This is a genomic window from Nitrospirillum pindoramense (assembly GCF_007827955.1).
GTDB lineage: Bacteria > Pseudomonadota > Alphaproteobacteria > Azospirillales > Azospirillaceae > Nitrospirillum > Nitrospirillum amazonense_B.
Map to the genome: position 1 here is coordinate 1 of NZ_VITR01000013.1, position 17,646 is coordinate 17,646.

Genomic DNA, 17,646 nt, shown 5'->3' on the forward strand with positions numbered 1-17,646 from the left:
TCCTTGACCTTGGAAATGCAGCCGCCGAAGCTGGGCTTTGTCGGTAAGCTGACCGTGGAGCGGACGGCTTTCCTGCCCTACTGGCCGCAGAAGACCCTCATTATCGACCTGGCGGACCGCGCGGAACTTTGGCGCACGTGGTCAGATGGCGGCCGTGCGCGTGCGGAAGCCGCTCGCCGTGAAGCTGCGGCTGAACAGCAGATGTACGGCCTGATGACGCAGGCCGCCGTGCCGGCGGCGATGAGGACGAACCTGCGGCGCCTCCTGCAAGCCCGGGAGCGGCCGTGCGATGATCGCGTGCTGGACCTGACATACGAGATGGGACAGCGGTTGGGGCCCATGGCCAGGGGCATCTTCGCCCGCCGGATGGCAAGGGAATGCGGGCTGACGGACATGGCGACGGTCGAAAACTCCATCGATACTCTGTTAGCCACTAACTGGCTGCGCTGCCTTGATCTTTCGGTTCCCCTGGGGCCGAGTTCCCTGTTGGTGGCGTGGGGGTGCCCGTTTCCGGGTGAACCGGACCCCTCTCCATTTGCCAAACGTCCACCAAGGTTGCGATCACGCGCTCGCGGTAATTCGATGCCGTGGTTAGGTTGTGGGCGAAGGAAGTGAACACCGGCAACGGCCCGACCAACGCGTCCATCGCGTCCTGGATCTTTTCCACGACGGTATCGCTCGACCACAGGCGATTAAATTTGCGCGCCACGCGCGCTACATCCGCAAGGTACGCGGACTCGATGCGTTGACCGTCGGGCAAATGGATCAGGACCATGGCCGTGGATTTCGTCTCTCTTTCACGTGGCTCGATATCCATGATGTAGGCGGTCTGCCCACTCCGCATGACGACTTCGGCGCAAAACAGGAGGCGCGAGCGCTTCGCGTTATACAGGTGCCAAGTTGCATTGGGCGGGTCGCGTGGAAGCGGGGGAACCAGCCCATAAGGGCGGAACTCCGTGAAGCCGACGCCCCAGTCCCCCACCACCAGGCTCTCCGCCTGCGCCACCAGCGGCTCCACCTGCAGTTCGTCGATCAGCAAGTCGAACGTCTGGCCGGAGGCGCTCATGCACGGCGTGCGCTGATGATCCGGGGCAGCGGCCGCGTTCGCCTCATCCTCGTCATGGGAGGCGTGGACTCTGTGGGCGTCGGTTCCTTCCGCGCCCAGTTGACCGCTGTTGCCCTGGACCACGTCCCCAGGCTTTGCTGAACCCGAATCCACGAGCGACGCTGTCGCCTGCGCCGGATTGTCCTGAACTACGGTGATCACTTCCGGCTTCAGTTTGTCGAGGAAGGTGAACCGCCCGGCAAGCGACGGCAGCTTCACTTCGTAAGCCTGCTTGTCGCGGTCGAATGGCACTTCATGAGTCATCTGGATTTCGGCCGGTTGCGGCGCCCTCTTGATCGGAATGCAGGGCAGGTTGGCATCCTTTTCCGCCCGTGCCGTTGCATCGATGAGAATGCGAAGGTCCGTGTAGGGGAAAGCGCCACTGCATCGTTGAATCTGCAAAGCCAGCAACCGCTGCTTCCGAACGCCGTTGGGGAGGTCGACGATGAAGGGGGTTCCCCAAACTCTCAGCTCGGTCCAGCCGACAAAGGGGAATTGCGCTGAAATCGTGGAAGCCGTGGTTCTGCCGAGCTTCCGATTGTGGTTGGCCACCTGCAGGCTCTGAAATGGCCGCCGATAAGCCCGCCGCTCGGGGCCGTGGTCCGCGCCGGCGGCAAACCGGGCCATGCTGGGGCAATCGGTGACGTCCACGCCCTTTAGCGGCGCGATCTGGAAGTGCCCCGGCTCCGCCAGCCAGTGAGTCCGGCTCCGGTCCAACATCTCGCCTTCATTTTGGACGAAGTCACCATTGAATGCCCTCTGGCCCATGTCGGGCGACGTGCACAAATAGAACTGTGCAAGGGCATATGTCGGGATGATCAACCCCGCCGGGTCGGTGCCAACCTTCACCGCCAAGAACCTGAGGGAAGGACGTAGGCTATTCCACACTCGGAGGGCGCGCGGTGGAACGAGCATCTCGGTGAGCTCTTCTGTCGCACCGATCGCCTTCTGGTATCCGTCGAAGTCGAACTCGTTCCCGTGAAATTCTGAAACGGTGTCGTCACCTATGCGGACGAGGAGAGAGCGGGGCTTGTAACGATCTTCTGCGATCTCCGCGATGCGGTACTTCCCTCGCCAGAGGCTTCCGAGAGGAGACCAAACGCACCAGCTCGCGGGAATGTCGCGCGGCACGAAATGGAGCCTATTTGATTCGCTGGTGGTCCGTTCAAACCATGCTTCAATGAGCGGGTCGAAGGGATCGATGGGGTTCGGCTTCACCTCCCCCATTGCAACGAGTATCCAGTCCCCTTCTGGCAGTTCATTGAACGCCAGTGGCTTGTCGTGAGGAGCCGCATGCTTCCGTGACAAAATCACCTCCAGGGACTGTGTCCTGAAAGCTCAGCACGGCTCTTGTTAGAGTCAAAGATGTTTTGGAATCTTGTACAACACTCGGCCATCCGAATCGATTCGCAGCCTTGATTGTTTGTCGATATCGCGAACTTATGCGCTTATAGGTGACACTTTCCGAGAGGTGGAAGGTAGCAACTTGCCCGACTCGGTATTTCCAGCGCGTTAACAGCTACCATCAAGACTCCTCAACTGGTGTAGGGAGAACCACACCACCGTGTTCTTCAGTAAGTCGAAGTTCGCGTCGGAGCCAGGGTGCCGGATGAACCGCAGAAAGCGCCGGTCCGCCTCGCTCATGGGGGTAATGTCGTACAGCGCGCCATCTGGCCCGCCCACCACCCAATGGGAGACCACTCTTATCCATGAGCCGGACGCATCGGCGGTGCCGGCGGATCCCCATCCCCTGACTGCACTGCATTCAGGATGGTCGGCGACCCAGGTCTTCACGTTCTCCTCGCAGGCCGCTTCCCGCGGTTCCCGCTCACCCAACATCACCTGGTGGAAAGGGACCCGCTCAGCCTGGGGCCACAGCTTCGTCAGCGCCAACTGCAGGGCAGACAGGGGATCATCGGCGTCATAAATCATCACTGCCACCACCTCTCGTCGTTGTCGGCCGTTGCACCGCAGATGCTCGCCCCAATCCTGCTTCCTCCCTTCGGAGGCCGATTTCCGAAACCCCTAGTCCGTTTTTTTGGTGTTTCAGTCCGATAATTTGGTGGTTAGTCGGAAAATTTGGTGTTCTTCACAACCACCCCCCACCAGGGCGGGCAGGCTGGCGCTGTGGTGCGGGTCGCGGAAGGGGCGGCGGCGCATCAGCCGTCCGCCTTCCAGCTTGCCGGCCACGGAGTGGATCATGGACAGGTCCAGCGCCTCCGCCGGCTCCAGGGGCGGCAGCAATCCGGGCAGGCGGGCGGCCAGCATGGACTTGCCCGACCCCGGCGGCCCCACCATCAGCAGGTTGTGCGCGCCGCTGGCCGCGACCTCCAGCGCGCGCTTCGCCGTCTCCCGGTATGGTGGCGCAAACGCACCCAACTTTTTCTGACCCCCTGAGGTAGGTTTGCCCAGGTAGTCCATAGGAAGGCCCCACGCCTGGCGCGGCGGGCTCCCCACAAGCCGACGCAGCGTCAGGCGTGGGAGGTACCTGTGGGCCCACCTGGACAAACCGGAGCGCTGCGAGGGAATTTCCTTGGCCACGATCGATGGCGCGACAGCCGCTCTTTCTGAATTTTCCCCACTGGCCGATGGCGCCATGCCTCCCATGCCTCAGGTCGACGTTCTGGCCGCTCTCCATCAGAAGCTGTTGCGCGACCTCGAAGCTGCGGTCCTGATCGTCCGCCAAAAGGAAGCGGAAATCGAGTCGGTTGAGCGCGCCCTCCAGGTCATCGCTCCGGGCACTGATCGTGCCGCATTATACCCTCGCCGGACCTTTGTTCCTGGCCACGAGATTCTGACGCCTGGCGAGGCGAGGGCCAATGTGCTTCGGGTGCTTCAGGAAAGCCGCTGCCGGCTCACCACCGTCGAAATCCTGGAGACGTTGCTGCGGGAGCGGGGCGCATTGACCCTTACGCCCGAGCGCAGGGCCCGGACCCTCCGAAATGTCCACGGCATCCTCGCTGAGGCCGCGCGCAAGGGGATCATCCAGCGCCGCGGTAAGACGCAGCATCGGGGGCCAGGATACACCCCCACCGTCTATTGGATCTGGGTGGGGCCTGCAGCACGGGGCTGAGTGAAGAACGTCTTACGGCATGATCATCACGATGACCGAAGCGAACGTCTTGGGGACCTGGCTTGCTCGGGCGGAAGGAGCAGTCGAGGCCGGAGCATGTGGGTGATGGGTGGGGGGAGGACGCTATTTCAGGGTGCTCTCGGCCAATTCCGCCTGCTTGTCGAGGAAGCTCAACGTTTCGCCGACTAACTCCTTGCGGTTGACGGAGCCGGTATTGATGATTTCTTCAATGCGTTTTTGATCGAACCCTATGGCGCGGAGATGTTCCTTCATCTGGTAATCGCAGTATGTTCCCTTTGGCTGATATTCGTAATCATTCAGTTGATTATGGCATCCAAAATTGTCCGACAAGGCGCTGATGACGTTAACGCCGGTCAATATAAGATGGTTAGCTGCAATATCCTGTATCGTATTCAGACTTTTGCTATCTTCCGCAACCTTGATAAGGGTCTTGATGTTGCTAAGTTTTTCCGTCAGCTTGACGATGGAAATGCCGACCGAGAAGTCGCTGCGTAGGCTTGTGACGGCCAGCTTCAACGCATCGCGGTCTTTGCTTCCCCCACAGCCTGCAACGATGAGCATGGCTCCTACTACAGCATTCCTAATCAATTTGGTCATGCCCCGCCCTCCGCGCCTCAACCATAAATGGATAGTCTAGCGCAGCACAGTTCGCCAATAGGATTCAGGGGCCGCCAGATAAGAGCGCCGGGGATCAGCCACCGGACACGTCCTTCGGAAAAGCACGCTTCAGCGCCTCAACAAACTCTGCTGGCTCCACGACCTCCAGCAGCATATCGACGGCCGCCATCATCACCGCGCGCGTGGCATCTTCGCCTCGAAGGTTGTTGGCCAGCAGCTTGCCTTGGATGAGATGCGCGAGGACCCCGCCGACGACGCGTTTAGTAACGCTGGTCACGGCGGCGTGGCGGCCAGCGGCCGTCAGATACTCAGGGTGCCGGTCAAAGGCATCACGGACGGCGATGTCGATCACCTGCCAGAGTTGCTGATACGCGGCGTCGCCTTTCGGTGGAAACGTCGGACGAAGAGGTTGAGGCATTTTCCCCACTGGTCCTCACAATTCAGAAACTGAGTGGCGTATTCCTTTGGGACAGCCCCTTCATCCTACCAATTCCGGGGATTGGTAAAGCGCTCACTCGAACGGCAAAACCAAAGGACAAGGGAAGGCTGACAACAGCCGAACCGGTCCCACCGAATTCCTTGGCCGGCGCCAGCCCACAGGCACGACCACCTCCCCAGGTGACACATCCCCTTGTCGACTCGCTAAATCCGCCTACCTCGCTTCCGTCACCACCGGGAGAAGGCCTGTCCCGACATGAGTGCGACCGCGGACAATCAGGCAATGGAAGCCGAGCTTGACCGGCAACTTGTGCAAGGTGCCCAGCGCATCGTCACGGATGCCGTGGGTCAACGAGTAGACCAGCGCACCATGCCCGTGGGTCGAGTCCCGGCCGGCATGAGTCTGGTGCAGTTCTGGCGCCTGGATACCCCGCTAGATGGTGTCTCCACGCGGTACAACGATCCACTGGTGCAGCACCTTCTTCAGGACATGCTCTCGGTGCGGCGTCTGGATCCGGGCGCGCTCTATGCGCTCCTGACCAGGATCAAGACCCAGCTGGTGGCGGCGTACGGCCCAGCCCAAGGTGGTTGGATGGCGGCCATGTTGATGTCGCGCTGCCGCCAGGCCATCGAAAGCCCTGAGGACTTCCCGCCGCTGCTCACCGACGACGAGTTGCGGGAGGCTTTCAAGACTTATGACCGTCTGGCCAAGGTGTTCCATTATGGCGACTCCCTAAGACAGGGGGCGCTGGGGGAGGGCACGCGCCGAAAAGTCATGCAATACGGCAGGAGCCCGGTAATCCTCAAAGACATGTACACCGAGTTGACCAAGGGGCCGGCCATACCCATTGCCGCGATGTATTACTTTATCGGCTATATCCTGAGTACGGGCGAGAAGTACAATGCCGCTCGGAATCTCAGCTATCGAGATGAGCTGAACCGGCGGAACCTGGCGCTCCCATGACCTCCACGATTGAACCCCAGCAACGCAATCCGAGGGTCCGCCGCACCTACCTGGTGCTCTGGGGGCTGGGCCTGGCCATCTATCTCTCCAGCCTGTTCGTAGATCATCCTACGCCATTGTCCGGGGGCGCCCAGTTGCTGGGCAGCGCGATCTTGCCGATCGGGTTCCTGCTGTCCGTGGTCACCGCGCGCCGGCCATTGTTGAGCGGCGGGCTGTGGGTGGCCTCGGCGCTCGGCCAACTGGCGTTCGCCCTGGCCTGCCGCTGAAGCAATCCCTAGCACCCAGGCCCGGTGGATGCGCATGGTGCGCGGTGCCGGGCAGCATCGAGGCTTGGAGGGTTTCCGTAAAGCGTAGCCGGCCTGGGCTTCGCCGCGGTTCTGGCCCCGTGGTGGCCATGAAGGCATGGGCCATCAATCGCCCGCTGCGCGCCAGGCCGACGCGAGCTTCAGGGGTTGGTTAATTCAGGCGATAGCAGCGACTGGCGCCGGTTCGATCGTCGACGCGGGGTTCGTTCACCACGAGTTCGCACATCGCCCACCGCCGGTCGTTCCTTAAGATCATACCGATAGCCGGGGAGCCTGACGTTACCACCCACCCGCTGGATAACAGCTTCTCCAAAGACTCCGTCATCGGCTCAGCCATGGTTGGTAGTCTTTTGGGCATCGGTTCGGCTCGAACGATAATAGGAAATAAAATATAGATCAGTAATAGCGATACAATGATAAATAGTGACTTCATATTCAAACCTATCGCGCGAAATTTCCACATTTATCGTTCTTTCACGTTCTCTATGTATGCATCAACCTCTTGCATTAGTTTCCTGAGCATGCTTGTCTCCTGCTTCTGGCTGGAAATTCTTGCATCTACAGCAGCGTTAATTCTCCGAAACATAACGTCTCTTTGCTTCTTGGCAACTTCGAGAGCTTCGGATTCGGATAGTATATTCTCATCAGTTGCTATTTTTAAGACAGCAGCAATTGAAAAATGAGGCGTTCCAGTGGATTTTGCCCTCATCCAATTCGTGTCATGCAGACGGTACCTGTCCATAATCTTGCGTGTGAATTCCTTATTTTTCACATAATGGTCTAGGGATTTTTCCCTTGCCTCGGCAATCTCACTATCATTTATTGATATAGTGTTATCATCCTCCAAAGAAGCAATAATGGGTGCGCTTTCATCTACGGTGCACTCGTAATTTCCCCTTCCAGGCCCCGTCGTTTTCTTCCAAGCGTCGAACATGGAACTGTTCGGATTTGTATACATTGGTATAGGAAATATTTTACAGGCTAGTGGTCTGTCTTGATGAATTGAGCAGAGATTGTCTTTCAATGCTTGGCATTTCCCATTAACACTGGGAAAAGTTCTAATGAATAAGCGCAATCCAATCTCATGGAACCCTTGTCGCACCACAAAAAATGTCTTCTCAAATATTGAGCGGGCTGATTTGACGGCAGCAGCAATATCCTCTAGCGTCGCATCGTCCCCGAGTGTGGTGCGAGCGTGTTCCTCCCATTCGCGCGTGGACGGGATTGTTGGAAATTCAAATGCCATTACGATGGGGAAGATTGAGGAAAACTTAATTGATTCCGAAAAAGTGAGGGCTAGGTTGTAATCACCAGGAAAATCACAACACTTCCCACACTGTGTACACGCAAAATGTATCTTTCTCACGTCACCCACAATTATATCTCCGATATTGTCATGAATAAATCTATCAACACTAAGTATTTATGGAAAAATCCCCATAAGTGCAGCCTCAGCTGCTTTTTCCAGGCTGCTTCCTCGAGAGATCAACAGTTTGATGGTATTGCTATCATGCTCAGTTAGCGCACCGGCCCGGACCGCGGCATCAAGATATTCATTGAAATTAAGTCCGTCGCCCAACATGTATTGGATGCGGTCAACCGCGATTTGGCTGACTCCGAAGGGGACGCCGGCCTTTATCCAATGAACATACGAATCGCCATTGTCCATGCCTCGTGGGCGACCTTTCATCATGGCCGTCAAAACAGCACCGCGCGCCGAATCCAAAGCCTGACTAGCGGCAGCTGTAGAAATTATGCCGGCGGCGACATTTTCAAGAGTTCGCCCCGTCCTAGCGCTCAGCACTCTAAGATATTCAAGGGCATTAGGATCGACATCGATCTTCAAGCTAGCCATGGAATACATCCGTAGTCATCAAATGAATCGCCCGGATCGGCGATTATCGAAGTCTACAGGGGACCAAATTCCATCTGCAATGTTTTCAAATTTACCTTTATTTTTTCTTTTATGGTGGGAGCTAAGGCACATCCCAGACGCCCTAGCTAGGAGGCAGCAGCCCTAATAAGAGCAGGTAGCGGAGGGTGAGCAATGTCGTCCCCCTAAACCTAGCGGTAGTTCGCACGAGCCCCTATCGGTGTATTTTTCCTTCTTCAGGAACCTTGAGCCAGTTGAACTGGCTCAGGAACGCCCCCGGCTCACACCGCAGAGCGACGCAGTAGCGCACGAAATCCAGGACATCCAAGAGGACGTCCAAGCGCTCATACCGGGAGATCAGCGACTGCGTTGCACCCATGCGGTCGGCGACGTCAACCTGGGTAAGACCCCGGCGCTTTCGCTCAGCGACCAGCGCTTTAACGACAGCTGCATATTCCGGATCAAAACGGTCCTTGTTCGCCAAGCCAAACTCCCCTGGGGCCTGGACAGGGGGTAGCTCACCCAACGCAAAATGCATGATGTACATAGACAGATTGTGTCTTATTCTGGTGCGGCCGCTCTCTGCATCGGGGATGTCTTATCCCCCAAACGCCAGGGCGAGGAACTTCTTAGCCGCGCCGGGGACCGTCCCCGGGCCTCTCCATCGGAGCCGGGCATGTCCTTCACCTCTCCTCACCCTGAAGACCGGCTGGCCAGCTTGGGCAGCAACCCGCTGACGACTTGCGGCTGGATGTTGGGCGGGTCGATCCTCGCCATGCTGGCCGGACCTTCGCTGGGAGGTCTCGGCGGCTTCCTCTTCCTCGGTGGCCTGTTCATGGTGGCGGCGTCGCTCTGGTGCGGTCTCCGTGCGATGTTCGGCACCCAGTTCTATAAAGCCGCCCACCAGCTGGTCGCGACGGGTCAGTTCACCCCCACCTGGATCTACCGATCGTTCATGTGCGCCGGCGGCGGCATTCTCATGGTGGATGAGCCTGGACAGCGCGTTCACCTGGGAGGCGACACATTCGGATTCGCTGATATCAAACAGGTCACCTACACCTCGGCGATCGGCCCCGGTGCTCCATCGGAGGGGGAAGTCTCGATCATCCGGAACAGCGGCATGAGCCCCGTCCGGGTGTTGCGCATTCCGCGGGCCGACGTGGCGCAGGTCGCCCATCGGCTGGCCAATTGCATCGGCGCCGGCGAGGCCACCATCGTTCCGCATCACAGGCAAGCCTGACACCCTCGACACCTCGCCAGGTTCCGTCTTGTCGGCTCAGGCGGTGGGGCTGACACTGCCGGGGATTTTTGGATTGCGGTGAACCTCTCAGCTAGTGGCGCCGGTCATGATCGCCTTTCTTGATTTCGAGGCGTCCAGCCTCGACCGGGGCAGCTACCCCATTGAGGTTGGCTGGGCGACGCCGAGCCAGCAGGACGGTGAGAGCTACCTGATCCTCCCCCACCCCGATTGGACGGATTGGGACCCGGCGGCGCAGGCCGTGCACGGGATTTCCAGGCAAGCGCTGTTCACGCACGGTATGGCGGGACCGGCAGTGCTGGCACGGCTGTCGCGCAGCCTGGCTGGCCTGACGGTCTACAGCGATGCGCCAGCGGAGGATGGGTATTGGCTGGAACGGCTTTGCCAGGCGTGTGGGCACCCCCAGCCATTCCTCCTGCACGATGTGGGGCCTCTCCTTCAGGAGATGGCCAAAGCCACAGGCCAGGATCTGGACGCGGCCCGGCTGGAAGTGGGGCGCCAGTTTCCGACCCGTCATCGGGCCGCGCCGGACGCCACCTTTCTGAGGGCTCTATGGACTAGGTTAGGCGGCGAAAATAACTTATTAGTTGAGATATAGCCGAATTGCCGGCGTAATAGAAGGTGGTCGAAGCGCCGGTATTTTAGGTGCTTCACGAGAATATGACCTGAATGGAGATAAAAAGTGAAAACGGTATATAAATCTGAAGAAATGCTGAAGATGGTTGCGGCAAAGCGCAATCTCTTTGCACCGCTTAAGATATTTTATGATGAGAGTGAGAATTTTCGTAAGGTTCGTCTTACAGAAAATGGATTTAATGTCGATATAAGCAAAGCTTTTGTATTGGCAGGAATAGCGCTTCAGCCTGGTCAGGCCGTGCCCGACGAAGCTACCGTGCGCTCTAAATTAATGATGCAAAGCAACATGGCAGAAATTAAGTTCGAATATGTTGCTAATGGGACATATGAAAACATCCTAAAATCACGAAAACTTGAAGCATTTCTCAGACACCTCGTTGATCATAAGATCATTATTCATTACTCAGTTGTTGACATGCTGCACTGGACCTTAGTCGATATTATCGACAATACGGTAGGGCCGCACTGGGAACTGAAGAATGAGCTATTCAGAGCGGCAATACAAAGCAACGGAAAGATTATTGATTTGCTTTATCGTTACGAATTTCCGGTGATACTGGAGGGGAAGACACGCACATTTCTGTCAGAACTAAGAGAAATATTGTCGGGATTGCAGCAGTATCCTCAAAACTCCGATGCATTTCTTCTTCTAAGTACGCTTGACATGATAATCGAGAATCCAGATGTCGAGGATTGCTTGTACTCAACGGGTACAAAATACGAGGTGGTGGGAGGTCTTTCTTCTCATTACTTCCATTGCGTATACAAATTTCCCAAAGCTACACATTTATTCGACCGGGAGGTGGAGGTGGAGGATGCTTTATCAGGTGTTGAGGTGCAGGAAAGTGGAAATCCGGTTCAATTTTCTTTTCATGATTCGACATCAGAATTTGGTATTCAGATCGCGGACGTTATAGCTGGTCTATTCTCAAAGCATTTTACTTACCTTCGATCTCTGCCTATTTCTGAGATTAGGCGGAGAAAGTTGAAGTTTTTTTCAACACAGAATCGAAACCTCGCACTTATGAAGAAATTGATAGATTATTCTGACGCCATCAGTGACGGTACTTGCCACGCAATTCTTCCACTTGATACCGTCAGAAAGAATAATTTATTCTTGCATGATATTGATCCGCCAGAAATGTATGATGAATTTGTTTACGCAAAAGGACCCTAATCTATTGATGCTTAGGTTCTTCTAATGCGCGCCGCCCATCGCTTGATGGGCGGCTTTTTTATGCTGCCAAATCCATACCAGGCGGCCTCGTCTTGGCAGCACGTGGAGAAGTCATGCGCCTGATGGAGTCGAGATACCGATCAAGCCGCCTCAACGTGCAGGCCGCAATCTGGACGGGGTGTGCTGTGAGCTTCACCGCTGCAGCCGCGTTTGCCGGCTTGTTCTAGGGCGGCGGCCTCGCTTTCTCGTGGTAGCTCAAGTCGAGGCAGTATTGCTTTGAGGTGAGTGCCATTCGACTATTGCGACGCCAATGACCCAATGAAACCAGGTCGCTAACACATCCAATAAAATTGAATTGAGGGCTTTTGAGCTTTCTGGAAGTACGCCGATCCCGTGGTAGCAATTCTCAGCTACCTCGAGTTTTTTGCGGACAGTAGGTGAGCGAGAATAGGGCGCGCCTTTGCCTATCGACCCGCAATCAGAAACTTGGTTGCGCTTAGACGGTGAGTCTGTTTCTATTGAGCCGTGCGGCCGGCCGGCCGCGTCCCCACCAAATGGTGCGCGATGATCTAGCGTTTACATGAGCGCCGATAGCATGATGCCCCGCCGCAGAGCGGCAGGGCATCAAGGATAAGCGGGTGCACCAACACCCCTCATCCGGGCAAAGCGGCAATGTCGTAACCCACAAACCCACAATGCTGGCAGAGAATGCCACAACGCTGCCCTATTGTCTAGGGCGCGCCAATCCTCTCCCAGTCATTGTGGACTAAACCCAAGGGAAACCAGATGGGAACGGTCCTCCATGACGTGCGAGACCGCACGCAACTACTTAATCCAATCTCGCCTTTATTGCTTTGCGGCTGCCGCGCGGGTAGGTCGCTATGACGCTCTTCGCGCTCCCTTACAAACGCATAGCCGCTGAATGGCGGGCTGCGGCGGCTCACCTGTCCGCGGCCGCTGCCCGGTTCGAAGCCCTTGCTCGACTGGGCGCCCCATCTCCTGAACTAACCTCCCTCACGGTACCCGTGCGTTATCGACGGACGCGGCAGAAATGCCAGGGGCCCATCCTGCAGCTGCTCGCCTCGGCGCCAGAGCCAATGTACCTGGAGGAGATCATGGCCGGGCTTCACCGGCAGGGGCTCACATCCCTGCCGAAGTCCGTGAAGGCCGCGTTGCGCCGACTCGAACTTCGTCATGCGGTTCAGGTGGTGGACGGAGATCGCTACCAGCTGGGCCCGACCTCCGAAGAGGGGGGGACACCGTGATCAACGTGCCTTTGATCCAACGGAAATTGGGGGAAGTCCGCACGAGCCTCGCTCATGAGACTGGATTCGCGGCCGCCTTAGCCTGGGTGCTGGAGGAAGCCGGTGTGTCGCCACAGGGCGAAGCAGCGGCCGAACCAGCCCCCACGGTACCGCCACCCCCACCCCAGCCAAAGAAATTGCCCCGGCCGAAAACGCCCCTCACGAAGTACGTGTTGGCCATGATTGATAAAGCCCCAGGCCCCCTCACCCCCCTCGAGATATGCAACGAGCTGAAGGCCCGGGGAGTGACGATTTCTGAGGAGGAATGCCTTCAGATCCTGCGGCGCCTGGTTAGCGCCGGCCTGATCAAAGATGAGGGGCCAGGATTTGAGAATTCTCCGGAGGGCGAAACGCCGGGCGGTACCGGAAGCTGATGCCATGGCAATGATCGAACCAAAGGCGGGCGATGCCCACCAGGCGGCGGAAGATGCCGCCTGGTGGGAGGATGTTACGGCCGGTGCCCAGTATGCCGCTGGCATGGCTGCGGGACTGGCTTGGGTGGCGCGTTACGCCCGCGCGCCTACAGCCGGGGAGTCTGCGCCACCTCCCTATGATGCGCTACGGCCGGCGCCGGCGCGCTATCGCGACCCGACACCGACACAGCGGCCTATCATCGACATCATGCGGCGTGAGGCCAAGCCGCTATCGATCAAGACCCTCATGGCCCTGGCGCGCGCCGAAGGCCACGACCTCATCCGGCCGACCGTCAAAGACGTGCTGAGGCGCCTGCACAGCCGCGGCGACGTTACGCTCCTACCCAATGGCAGATGGCTCCTGGTCCATCTCTAGGGAGGGAATGCCATGCCTGGATCAACTGTCCCCAGCTTTGGTTTCGGCAGCTTCCTTCGGGAGAAACTGAGCCACCTCCTCAAGCGTGACCCCGGGAAGGCCGATCGCCGCCAGCAAGGCGAGGAAGAAGCCGGGATCGTACATGCTCCGTCGGACCTTGTTCCCCAGCGCCACGCGTTCCTTGGGCTCGCCGGCGAAGCTGGGAGGCTGGGCGATGTCGGAATAATCCACCCGCCGCTGGGCCATAGCGTGGCGCAGAAAGCGGAAGAGTGCTTCCCGCCATTGGTCTTCGGTGACGTGTCGCAGATCGGTCAAGAGGGACTCCGGCTGAATTCGTCGCCATCGTATATGATGGCATTTCCCGTTGCAACGCGTCCGGCGGAGGAGTATAACGCCATCATATACGATGGCGATGGCCCGGAAATGCGCAAGCAGGGAACCCACTTTCTGAAGTCAGCGAGGCGCGCGACCTGGTCGCTGTGGCGCGTCGCTGAGATGACGGAAGAAGAGGCCTACGAGCGCTTCCTGAAGCATCGGTGGCCACGGACGGCAGGCCAGCCAGTTTGCCGGTTCTGCAAGTGTGAGAGGTGCTACACCATCACCACGAGGCGGATATTCAAGTGCTCCGCCTGCCGCCGGACTTTCTCGGTGACCGCCGGCACGCAGTTCAATTCAAGGAAGATCACCTTCAAGAGGATCATAGCGGAGATCACGACGTTCGTGCTCAACGCCAAGGGGATCAGCGCCATCCATGCGTCCCGCACCGTGGGTCTAAACACCAAGACGTCCTTCATCTTCAACCACAAAATCCGCGAGACCATCGCGATCAAACGCGGCGACCTGGTCTTGTCAGGTGAGGTGGAACAGGACGCCGCGTATTACGGCGGGCACGTCCGCCCTGGGAATACCGGCCGGGAGGGGCTGCGGCCCGACAAGAAGCAACCCAAGAAGCTGCCCAAGAAGAGGGCGGTCTTCGTGATGCGGGAACGGGGCGGAAACACCGTAACGCGGGTGATAGAAAGCGAAACCACTGAGGAAATCCTGGCGGCGAATGCCAAGCACGTCGCCCCGGGTAGCGTGATCTATACCGACGAGCACAAGGCTTATGGCGCGCTGCACGCCCGGTACAAGACCTATCACGTTAACCATCGCCTCGAGTACGTCAACGGCAGGATCCACACCAACGGCGCGGAGGGCTTCCACTCCCGCATGCGCCGCGCCGAAATTGGCGTTTACCACCGGATCAGTTCGCATCTGCTGGGGCTGTACAGCGCGGAGATGGCCTACCGCGAAGATCGGCGCCGCGTGGATGATGCCAGCCAAGTCTGGGAAGTCATCGAGATGATGCTTGCCACCCCCGTCAGTCGCGTGTGGACGGGCCGGTGGCAGAAGACGGCGTGGTGCTGATGATGGAGCGGACTGGGCGAGAACGGCCGCCGGCGCTGCGCGAGGCTTTCGTCATGGTGACCGATCTGACGGGCCGCCGGCACGCCTTGGCCCCCAGTTTCATCGCCGGCATCTCTGATGCCGATGACACCGCCATGAACGCCTGCATCACCTTGCGGACAGGCGCCATGCTGCTGGTCACGGAGTCGCTGGATCAGTTGATGGCCCGACTCATCAGTTAGGCATTGCGTGGGTCAATCCCCAAAAATGTGGGAGGGCCAATCTCCAGGAGTTTTACTCTTTCTATCGTCTTAACCAACGGCATCGCTTCAAGCTCACTCGCGCCTAACCGGAAGAATTTTGGCGTTTTGGCGCTCTGCGCGAAAGCAATATCCGTCAATTTAGTAATACGATCTGCATTATCGTTAACAATATTAACCGCATCTATGAATGTTCTGTTGCACATCCATTTAAGCTCACGCTCCACGGAATTTTGGTCATTCGGTTCTGTGTCTGGGTAGTAGAAATTTCTCATAAGATGGAAATATTCTTGCGCCTTTGCATTATCTTCTTTTGCACCACGATCTACGGCGTCAATGATTTTGCATGCTTCGCTTTGATCCACGAGATTTTGCTCGGCCGTTAAGCCAGGTAACGCTTCCGCCACTGCGCCAGCGAATAAGACGATCGCGCGACGCCGAACGTACGCAAGAAGGTCATCAGTAGAATTAAAAGACTCTGAAAGAGTTATACTAGATGTTCCATGATAGCCGCCGCTGTCTTCAATCAAAACAGAAATACCAGTGGTCTTGAACCCAAGTGCACGCGCCATGACATAGTGACCAAATTCATGTTGAGCGACCTTACGAAAGCGATATCCAGGAACTTCCGGTGTAAATACATTCATTTTTCACCAATCCGCTATAAGATTTGCTGACAATTGTGCTAATGCTGCGCCCTATCTTTTAGCTAACCCCAAACATCTTCCTAACGATTTCAGCTTGCGGCTCTGCCATCCAAAGCGTGGACGCCAATGGGCCAATTGCAATCAGTGCGAATCCAGCAGCCAATTTGTTAAACCAAGCAGATGTTTCGCCCGTCGTAATCGACGAAAGAAGCCAGAAGGAGGCCGAGAGGAGGCCAGTGAACGCGACGATATGGATCAACTTAAGGTGAGACATAGCCGCGAGGGCGGTCGCGATATTGATGCACGTGCCAACGGCGGCCACGAACTTTACCGCGGTCATAACGACCGATCCGATGAATTCCTTCAAAGTTTCCCCGCATCAAAAGTAAGTACGCCAAGGTTTCTCGCCCTCAACGGGTATATGGGCGATCTTAAGTTTAGCACAAGGCCAGGAGATCAAAGGATATTAGCGTGGTGAGATTGAACTAACGCCAACACGAAGGCTGGTGTCACACATCATGTAGACCCTTTCTCTATATTAGATACCAAATCACAGCGCGATTGGCGCCATGGCCACCGTTCCGGCCCGCTTTGCGAACCAGCCCCTTCCGGAACTGGCCGTTGAGGCCGGCGTTGATCTTCCGCAGCAAGACTTGGAATTGCCGGGGTGTCAGCCCAGGGCTGCCCTTCTTCTCAAGCATCACCTTCAGGATATCCGTCGTCGAGAGGGCCGTATTCGCTTCCCTGAGGGCGTCAAGCGCCATCAATGGCGCTTCGCCTGGACGAAAAATCTCATCAAAGGTAACGTGCTTTTTCGGCGTCACGGCCGCGAGGTCCACCGTGGGGTCCAGCAGATGTATCACCGCGTCCAGATGGTGAACGGCCTTCTCGCACTCGGTCATCTCATCCCGAAGTATCGCCATATCCCGGAGGATGTCTCGGCGCTGGTCAAGCAGCGCCGTTATTGTAGGGGACGTCATGTTGGCTCCTGCTATTGCAGGGCCAGTCTATCGGCCCGCCATCGGCCGGGCGATTTCGATTTGGGTGTTTTTGCGCCACCATACCGCCGTCTCCTGCCCCTTGATGTCGGCCAGGTCCGGTAGGGCGCCGGGCTCATCCTCTTCCATCTTGGGCTGGGGGCGCGACAGCACCTGGGTGCCCTTGAAGTGGTTGATCAGCTCCAGCAGGGTGCGGGGCGCCAGCACCTCCAGCTCCCCGGCCCAGGCGGCCTCCCCACCGCAGGCCGCCGGGCAGATCAGGCCCCGGTCGGTGGCGACCGCATGGATGGCGGCGGGCAGGGTGCCGGCCACGGCGGTCAGGGCGCCGTCCAGCGCCAGTTCGCCCAGGGCGCAGAAACCCTTGATGTCCTCATCCGGCAGGATGCCCATGACGGTCAGCAGGGCGATGGCGATGGGCAGGTCATAATGGCTGCCCTCCTTCTGCACATCGGCCGGTGCCAGGTTCACGGTGATGCGCTTGGGCGGCAGGGCCAGGCCCAGGGCGTGCAGGGCGGCCCGCACCCGTTCCCGGCTTTCGGCCACCGCCTTGTCCGGCAGGCCCACCACGGTGAAGGCCACCTGCCCGCCCGACATCTGCACCTGGACGTCGATGTCCAGGACATCCACCCCCTGGAAGGCCACCGTCGAAACCCGCGCTACCACCGGCCCCACCCCATCCCGCTTCTGCACGCCCGGGTAGTGTAGGCGGACGCGGGCCCCGGCGCCAGCGATGGCGGGAAGGGGGGTGCGACATTCGGGCGCCCGGGGTGCGACATCGGGGCGCCTGCAACCTT

General features: G+C 58.0%; 20 protein-coding genes and 4 pseudogenes. 10 read left to right on the plus strand and 14 right to left on the minus strand.

Annotated features, from left to right (window positions below; all coding sequences use genetic code 11):
* Positions 1-433: 433 nt before the first annotated feature.
* The 3 genes and pseudogenes from FBZ90_RS20025 to FBZ90_RS20035 all read right to left on the minus strand — a co-directional run.
* Positions 434-2,413, minus strand: coding sequence for a hypothetical protein (locus tag FBZ90_RS20025; protein ID WP_145734769.1), 1,980 nt, complete (start codon positions 2,411-2,413; stop codon positions 434-436).
* Positions 2,414-2,617: 204 nt separating this feature from the next.
* Positions 2,618-3,037 (minus strand): hypothetical protein, encoded by a 420-nt coding sequence (locus FBZ90_RS20030; protein ID WP_145734770.1) that lies wholly within the window; start codon positions 3,035-3,037, stop codon positions 2,618-2,620.
* A gap of 162 nt (positions 3,038-3,199) precedes the next feature.
* Positions 3,200-3,460: pseudogene (locus tag FBZ90_RS20035) on the minus strand (ATP-binding protein); the annotation flags it as partial.
* 178 nt (positions 3,461-3,638) lie between these two features.
* On the opposite strand from FBZ90_RS20035, the gene FBZ90_RS20040 reads away from it, so the two are divergent.
* On the plus strand, positions 3,639-4,178 hold the full coding sequence (locus FBZ90_RS20040) for a hypothetical protein (RefSeq protein WP_145734771.1): 540 nt from the start codon (positions 3,639-3,641) through the stop codon (positions 4,176-4,178).
* A gap of 123 nt (positions 4,179-4,301) precedes the next feature.
* Here the strand turns inward: FBZ90_RS20040 and FBZ90_RS20045 are convergent, their stop codons facing one another.
* Entirely contained in the window at positions 4,302-4,796 is a 495-nt protein-coding gene (locus FBZ90_RS20045) for a hypothetical protein (protein WP_145734772.1), read from the minus strand.
* Between the two features lie 94 nt (positions 4,797-4,890).
* The gene (locus FBZ90_RS20050; protein WP_145734773.1) at positions 4,891-5,235 is read right to left on the minus strand and encodes a hypothetical protein; all 345 of its coding nucleotides are present in this window, start codon (positions 5,233-5,235) and stop codon (positions 4,891-4,893) included.
* 276 nt (positions 5,236-5,511) lie between these two features.
* Here FBZ90_RS20050 and FBZ90_RS20055 point away from each other — a divergent pair, with 276 nt between their 5' ends.
* Positions 5,512-6,219 (plus strand): hypothetical protein, encoded by a 708-nt coding sequence (locus FBZ90_RS20055; protein ID WP_145734774.1) that lies wholly within the window; start codon positions 5,512-5,514, stop codon positions 6,217-6,219.
* Positions 6,216-6,485 (plus strand): hypothetical protein, encoded by a 270-nt coding sequence (locus tag FBZ90_RS20060; RefSeq protein ID WP_145734775.1) that lies wholly within the window; start codon positions 6,216-6,218, stop codon positions 6,483-6,485. Before FBZ90_RS20055 ends, FBZ90_RS20060 begins: the two co-directional genes overlap by 4 nt.
* Positions 6,486-6,987: 502 nt before the next feature.
* Here the strand turns inward: FBZ90_RS20060 and FBZ90_RS28475 are convergent.
* The 4 genes and pseudogenes from FBZ90_RS28475 to FBZ90_RS20075 form a co-directional block, all read right to left on the minus strand.
* Positions 6,988-7,458 carry a hypothetical protein gene (locus FBZ90_RS28475; RefSeq protein WP_246130573.1) on the minus strand — a complete coding sequence of 157 codons (471 nt, stop codon included), beginning with the start codon at positions 7,456-7,458 and terminating at the stop codon, positions 6,988-6,990.
* Between the two features lie 39 nt (positions 7,459-7,497).
* Positions 7,498-7,899 (minus strand): annotated as a pseudogene (locus tag FBZ90_RS28860) (YkgJ family cysteine cluster protein); the annotation flags it as partial.
* 48 nt (positions 7,900-7,947) lie between these two features.
* Entirely contained in the window at positions 7,948-8,379 is a 432-nt protein-coding gene (locus FBZ90_RS20070) for a hypothetical protein (protein ID WP_145734777.1), read from the minus strand.
* 232 nt (positions 8,380-8,611) lie between these two features.
* Positions 8,612-8,881: a helix-turn-helix domain-containing protein gene (locus FBZ90_RS20075; RefSeq protein ID WP_186455951.1), complete on the minus strand. Its 270-nt coding sequence runs from the start codon at positions 8,879-8,881 to the stop codon at positions 8,612-8,614.
* Positions 8,882-9,073: 192 nt separating this feature from the next.
* On the opposite strand from FBZ90_RS20075, the gene FBZ90_RS20080 reads away from it, so the two are divergent.
* The 4 genes from FBZ90_RS20080 to FBZ90_RS20095 all read left to right on the plus strand — a co-directional run bounded on the left by FBZ90_RS20080 (position 9,074) and on the right by FBZ90_RS20095 (position 13,561).
* A complete protein-coding gene (locus tag FBZ90_RS20080) occupies positions 9,074-9,637 on the plus strand; it encodes a hypothetical protein (protein WP_145734779.1) in 564 nt (187 codons plus the stop codon).
* A gap of 106 nt (positions 9,638-9,743) precedes the next feature.
* Positions 9,744-10,253: a transcriptional regulator gene (locus tag FBZ90_RS20085; RefSeq protein ID WP_145734780.1), complete on the plus strand. Its 510-nt coding sequence runs from the start codon at positions 9,744-9,746 to the stop codon at positions 10,251-10,253.
* Positions 10,254-10,337: 84 nt separating this feature from the next.
* The gene (locus FBZ90_RS20090; protein ID WP_145734781.1) at positions 10,338-11,468 is read left to right on the plus strand and encodes a DUF3800 domain-containing protein; all 1,131 of its coding nucleotides are present in this window, start codon (positions 10,338-10,340) and stop codon (positions 11,466-11,468) included.
* A gap of 1,682 nt (positions 11,469-13,150) precedes the next feature.
* Positions 13,151-13,561, plus strand: coding sequence for a hypothetical protein (locus FBZ90_RS20095; protein ID WP_145734782.1), 411 nt, complete (start codon positions 13,151-13,153; stop codon positions 13,559-13,561).
* 21 nt (positions 13,562-13,582) lie between these two features.
* On the opposite strand, the gene FBZ90_RS27945 is transcribed toward FBZ90_RS20095, so the two are convergent.
* Complete coding sequence (locus tag FBZ90_RS27945; RefSeq protein ID WP_186455952.1) at positions 13,583-13,876, minus strand: DUF6471 domain-containing protein; 294 nt, start codon at positions 13,874-13,876, stop codon at positions 13,583-13,585.
* Between the two features lie 180 nt (positions 13,877-14,056).
* Between FBZ90_RS27945 and FBZ90_RS28865 the strand changes: the two are divergent.
* From FBZ90_RS28865 to FBZ90_RS20105, 3 genes and pseudogenes are all read left to right on the plus strand, one after another.
* A pseudogene (locus FBZ90_RS28865) lies at positions 14,057-14,191 on the plus strand (transposase); the annotation flags it as partial.
* Between the two features lie 18 nt (positions 14,192-14,209).
* Positions 14,210-14,968: an IS1595 family transposase gene (locus tag FBZ90_RS20100; protein ID WP_246130574.1), complete on the plus strand. Its 759-nt coding sequence runs from the start codon at positions 14,210-14,212 to the stop codon at positions 14,966-14,968.
* Positions 14,944-15,189 (plus strand): hypothetical protein, encoded by a 246-nt coding sequence (locus tag FBZ90_RS20105; RefSeq protein WP_145734784.1) that lies wholly within the window; start codon positions 14,944-14,946, stop codon positions 15,187-15,189. Before FBZ90_RS20100 ends, FBZ90_RS20105 begins: the two co-directional genes overlap by 25 nt.
* On the opposite strand, the gene FBZ90_RS20110 is transcribed toward FBZ90_RS20105, so the two are convergent.
* The 4 genes and pseudogenes from FBZ90_RS20110 to FBZ90_RS20125 form a co-directional block, all read right to left on the minus strand.
* Positions 15,186-15,854 carry a zinc metalloprotease gene (locus FBZ90_RS20110; RefSeq protein WP_145734785.1) on the minus strand — a complete coding sequence of 223 codons (669 nt, stop codon included), beginning with the start codon at positions 15,852-15,854 and terminating at the stop codon, positions 15,186-15,188. The genes FBZ90_RS20105 and FBZ90_RS20110 overlap by 4 nt on opposite strands.
* A 58-nt stretch (positions 15,855-15,912) precedes the next feature.
* Entirely contained in the window at positions 15,913-16,194 is a 282-nt protein-coding gene (locus tag FBZ90_RS20115; protein WP_145734786.1) for a hypothetical protein, read from the minus strand.
* 193 nt (positions 16,195-16,387) lie between these two features.
* Complete coding sequence (locus tag FBZ90_RS20120; RefSeq protein WP_145734787.1) at positions 16,388-16,834, minus strand: hypothetical protein; 447 nt, start codon at positions 16,832-16,834, stop codon at positions 16,388-16,390.
* An 84-nt stretch (positions 16,835-16,918) separates the two neighbouring features.
* Positions 16,919-17,515, minus strand: a pseudogene (locus FBZ90_RS20125) (magnesium chelatase domain-containing protein); the annotation flags it as partial.
* Positions 17,516-17,646 lie beyond the last annotated feature (131 nt).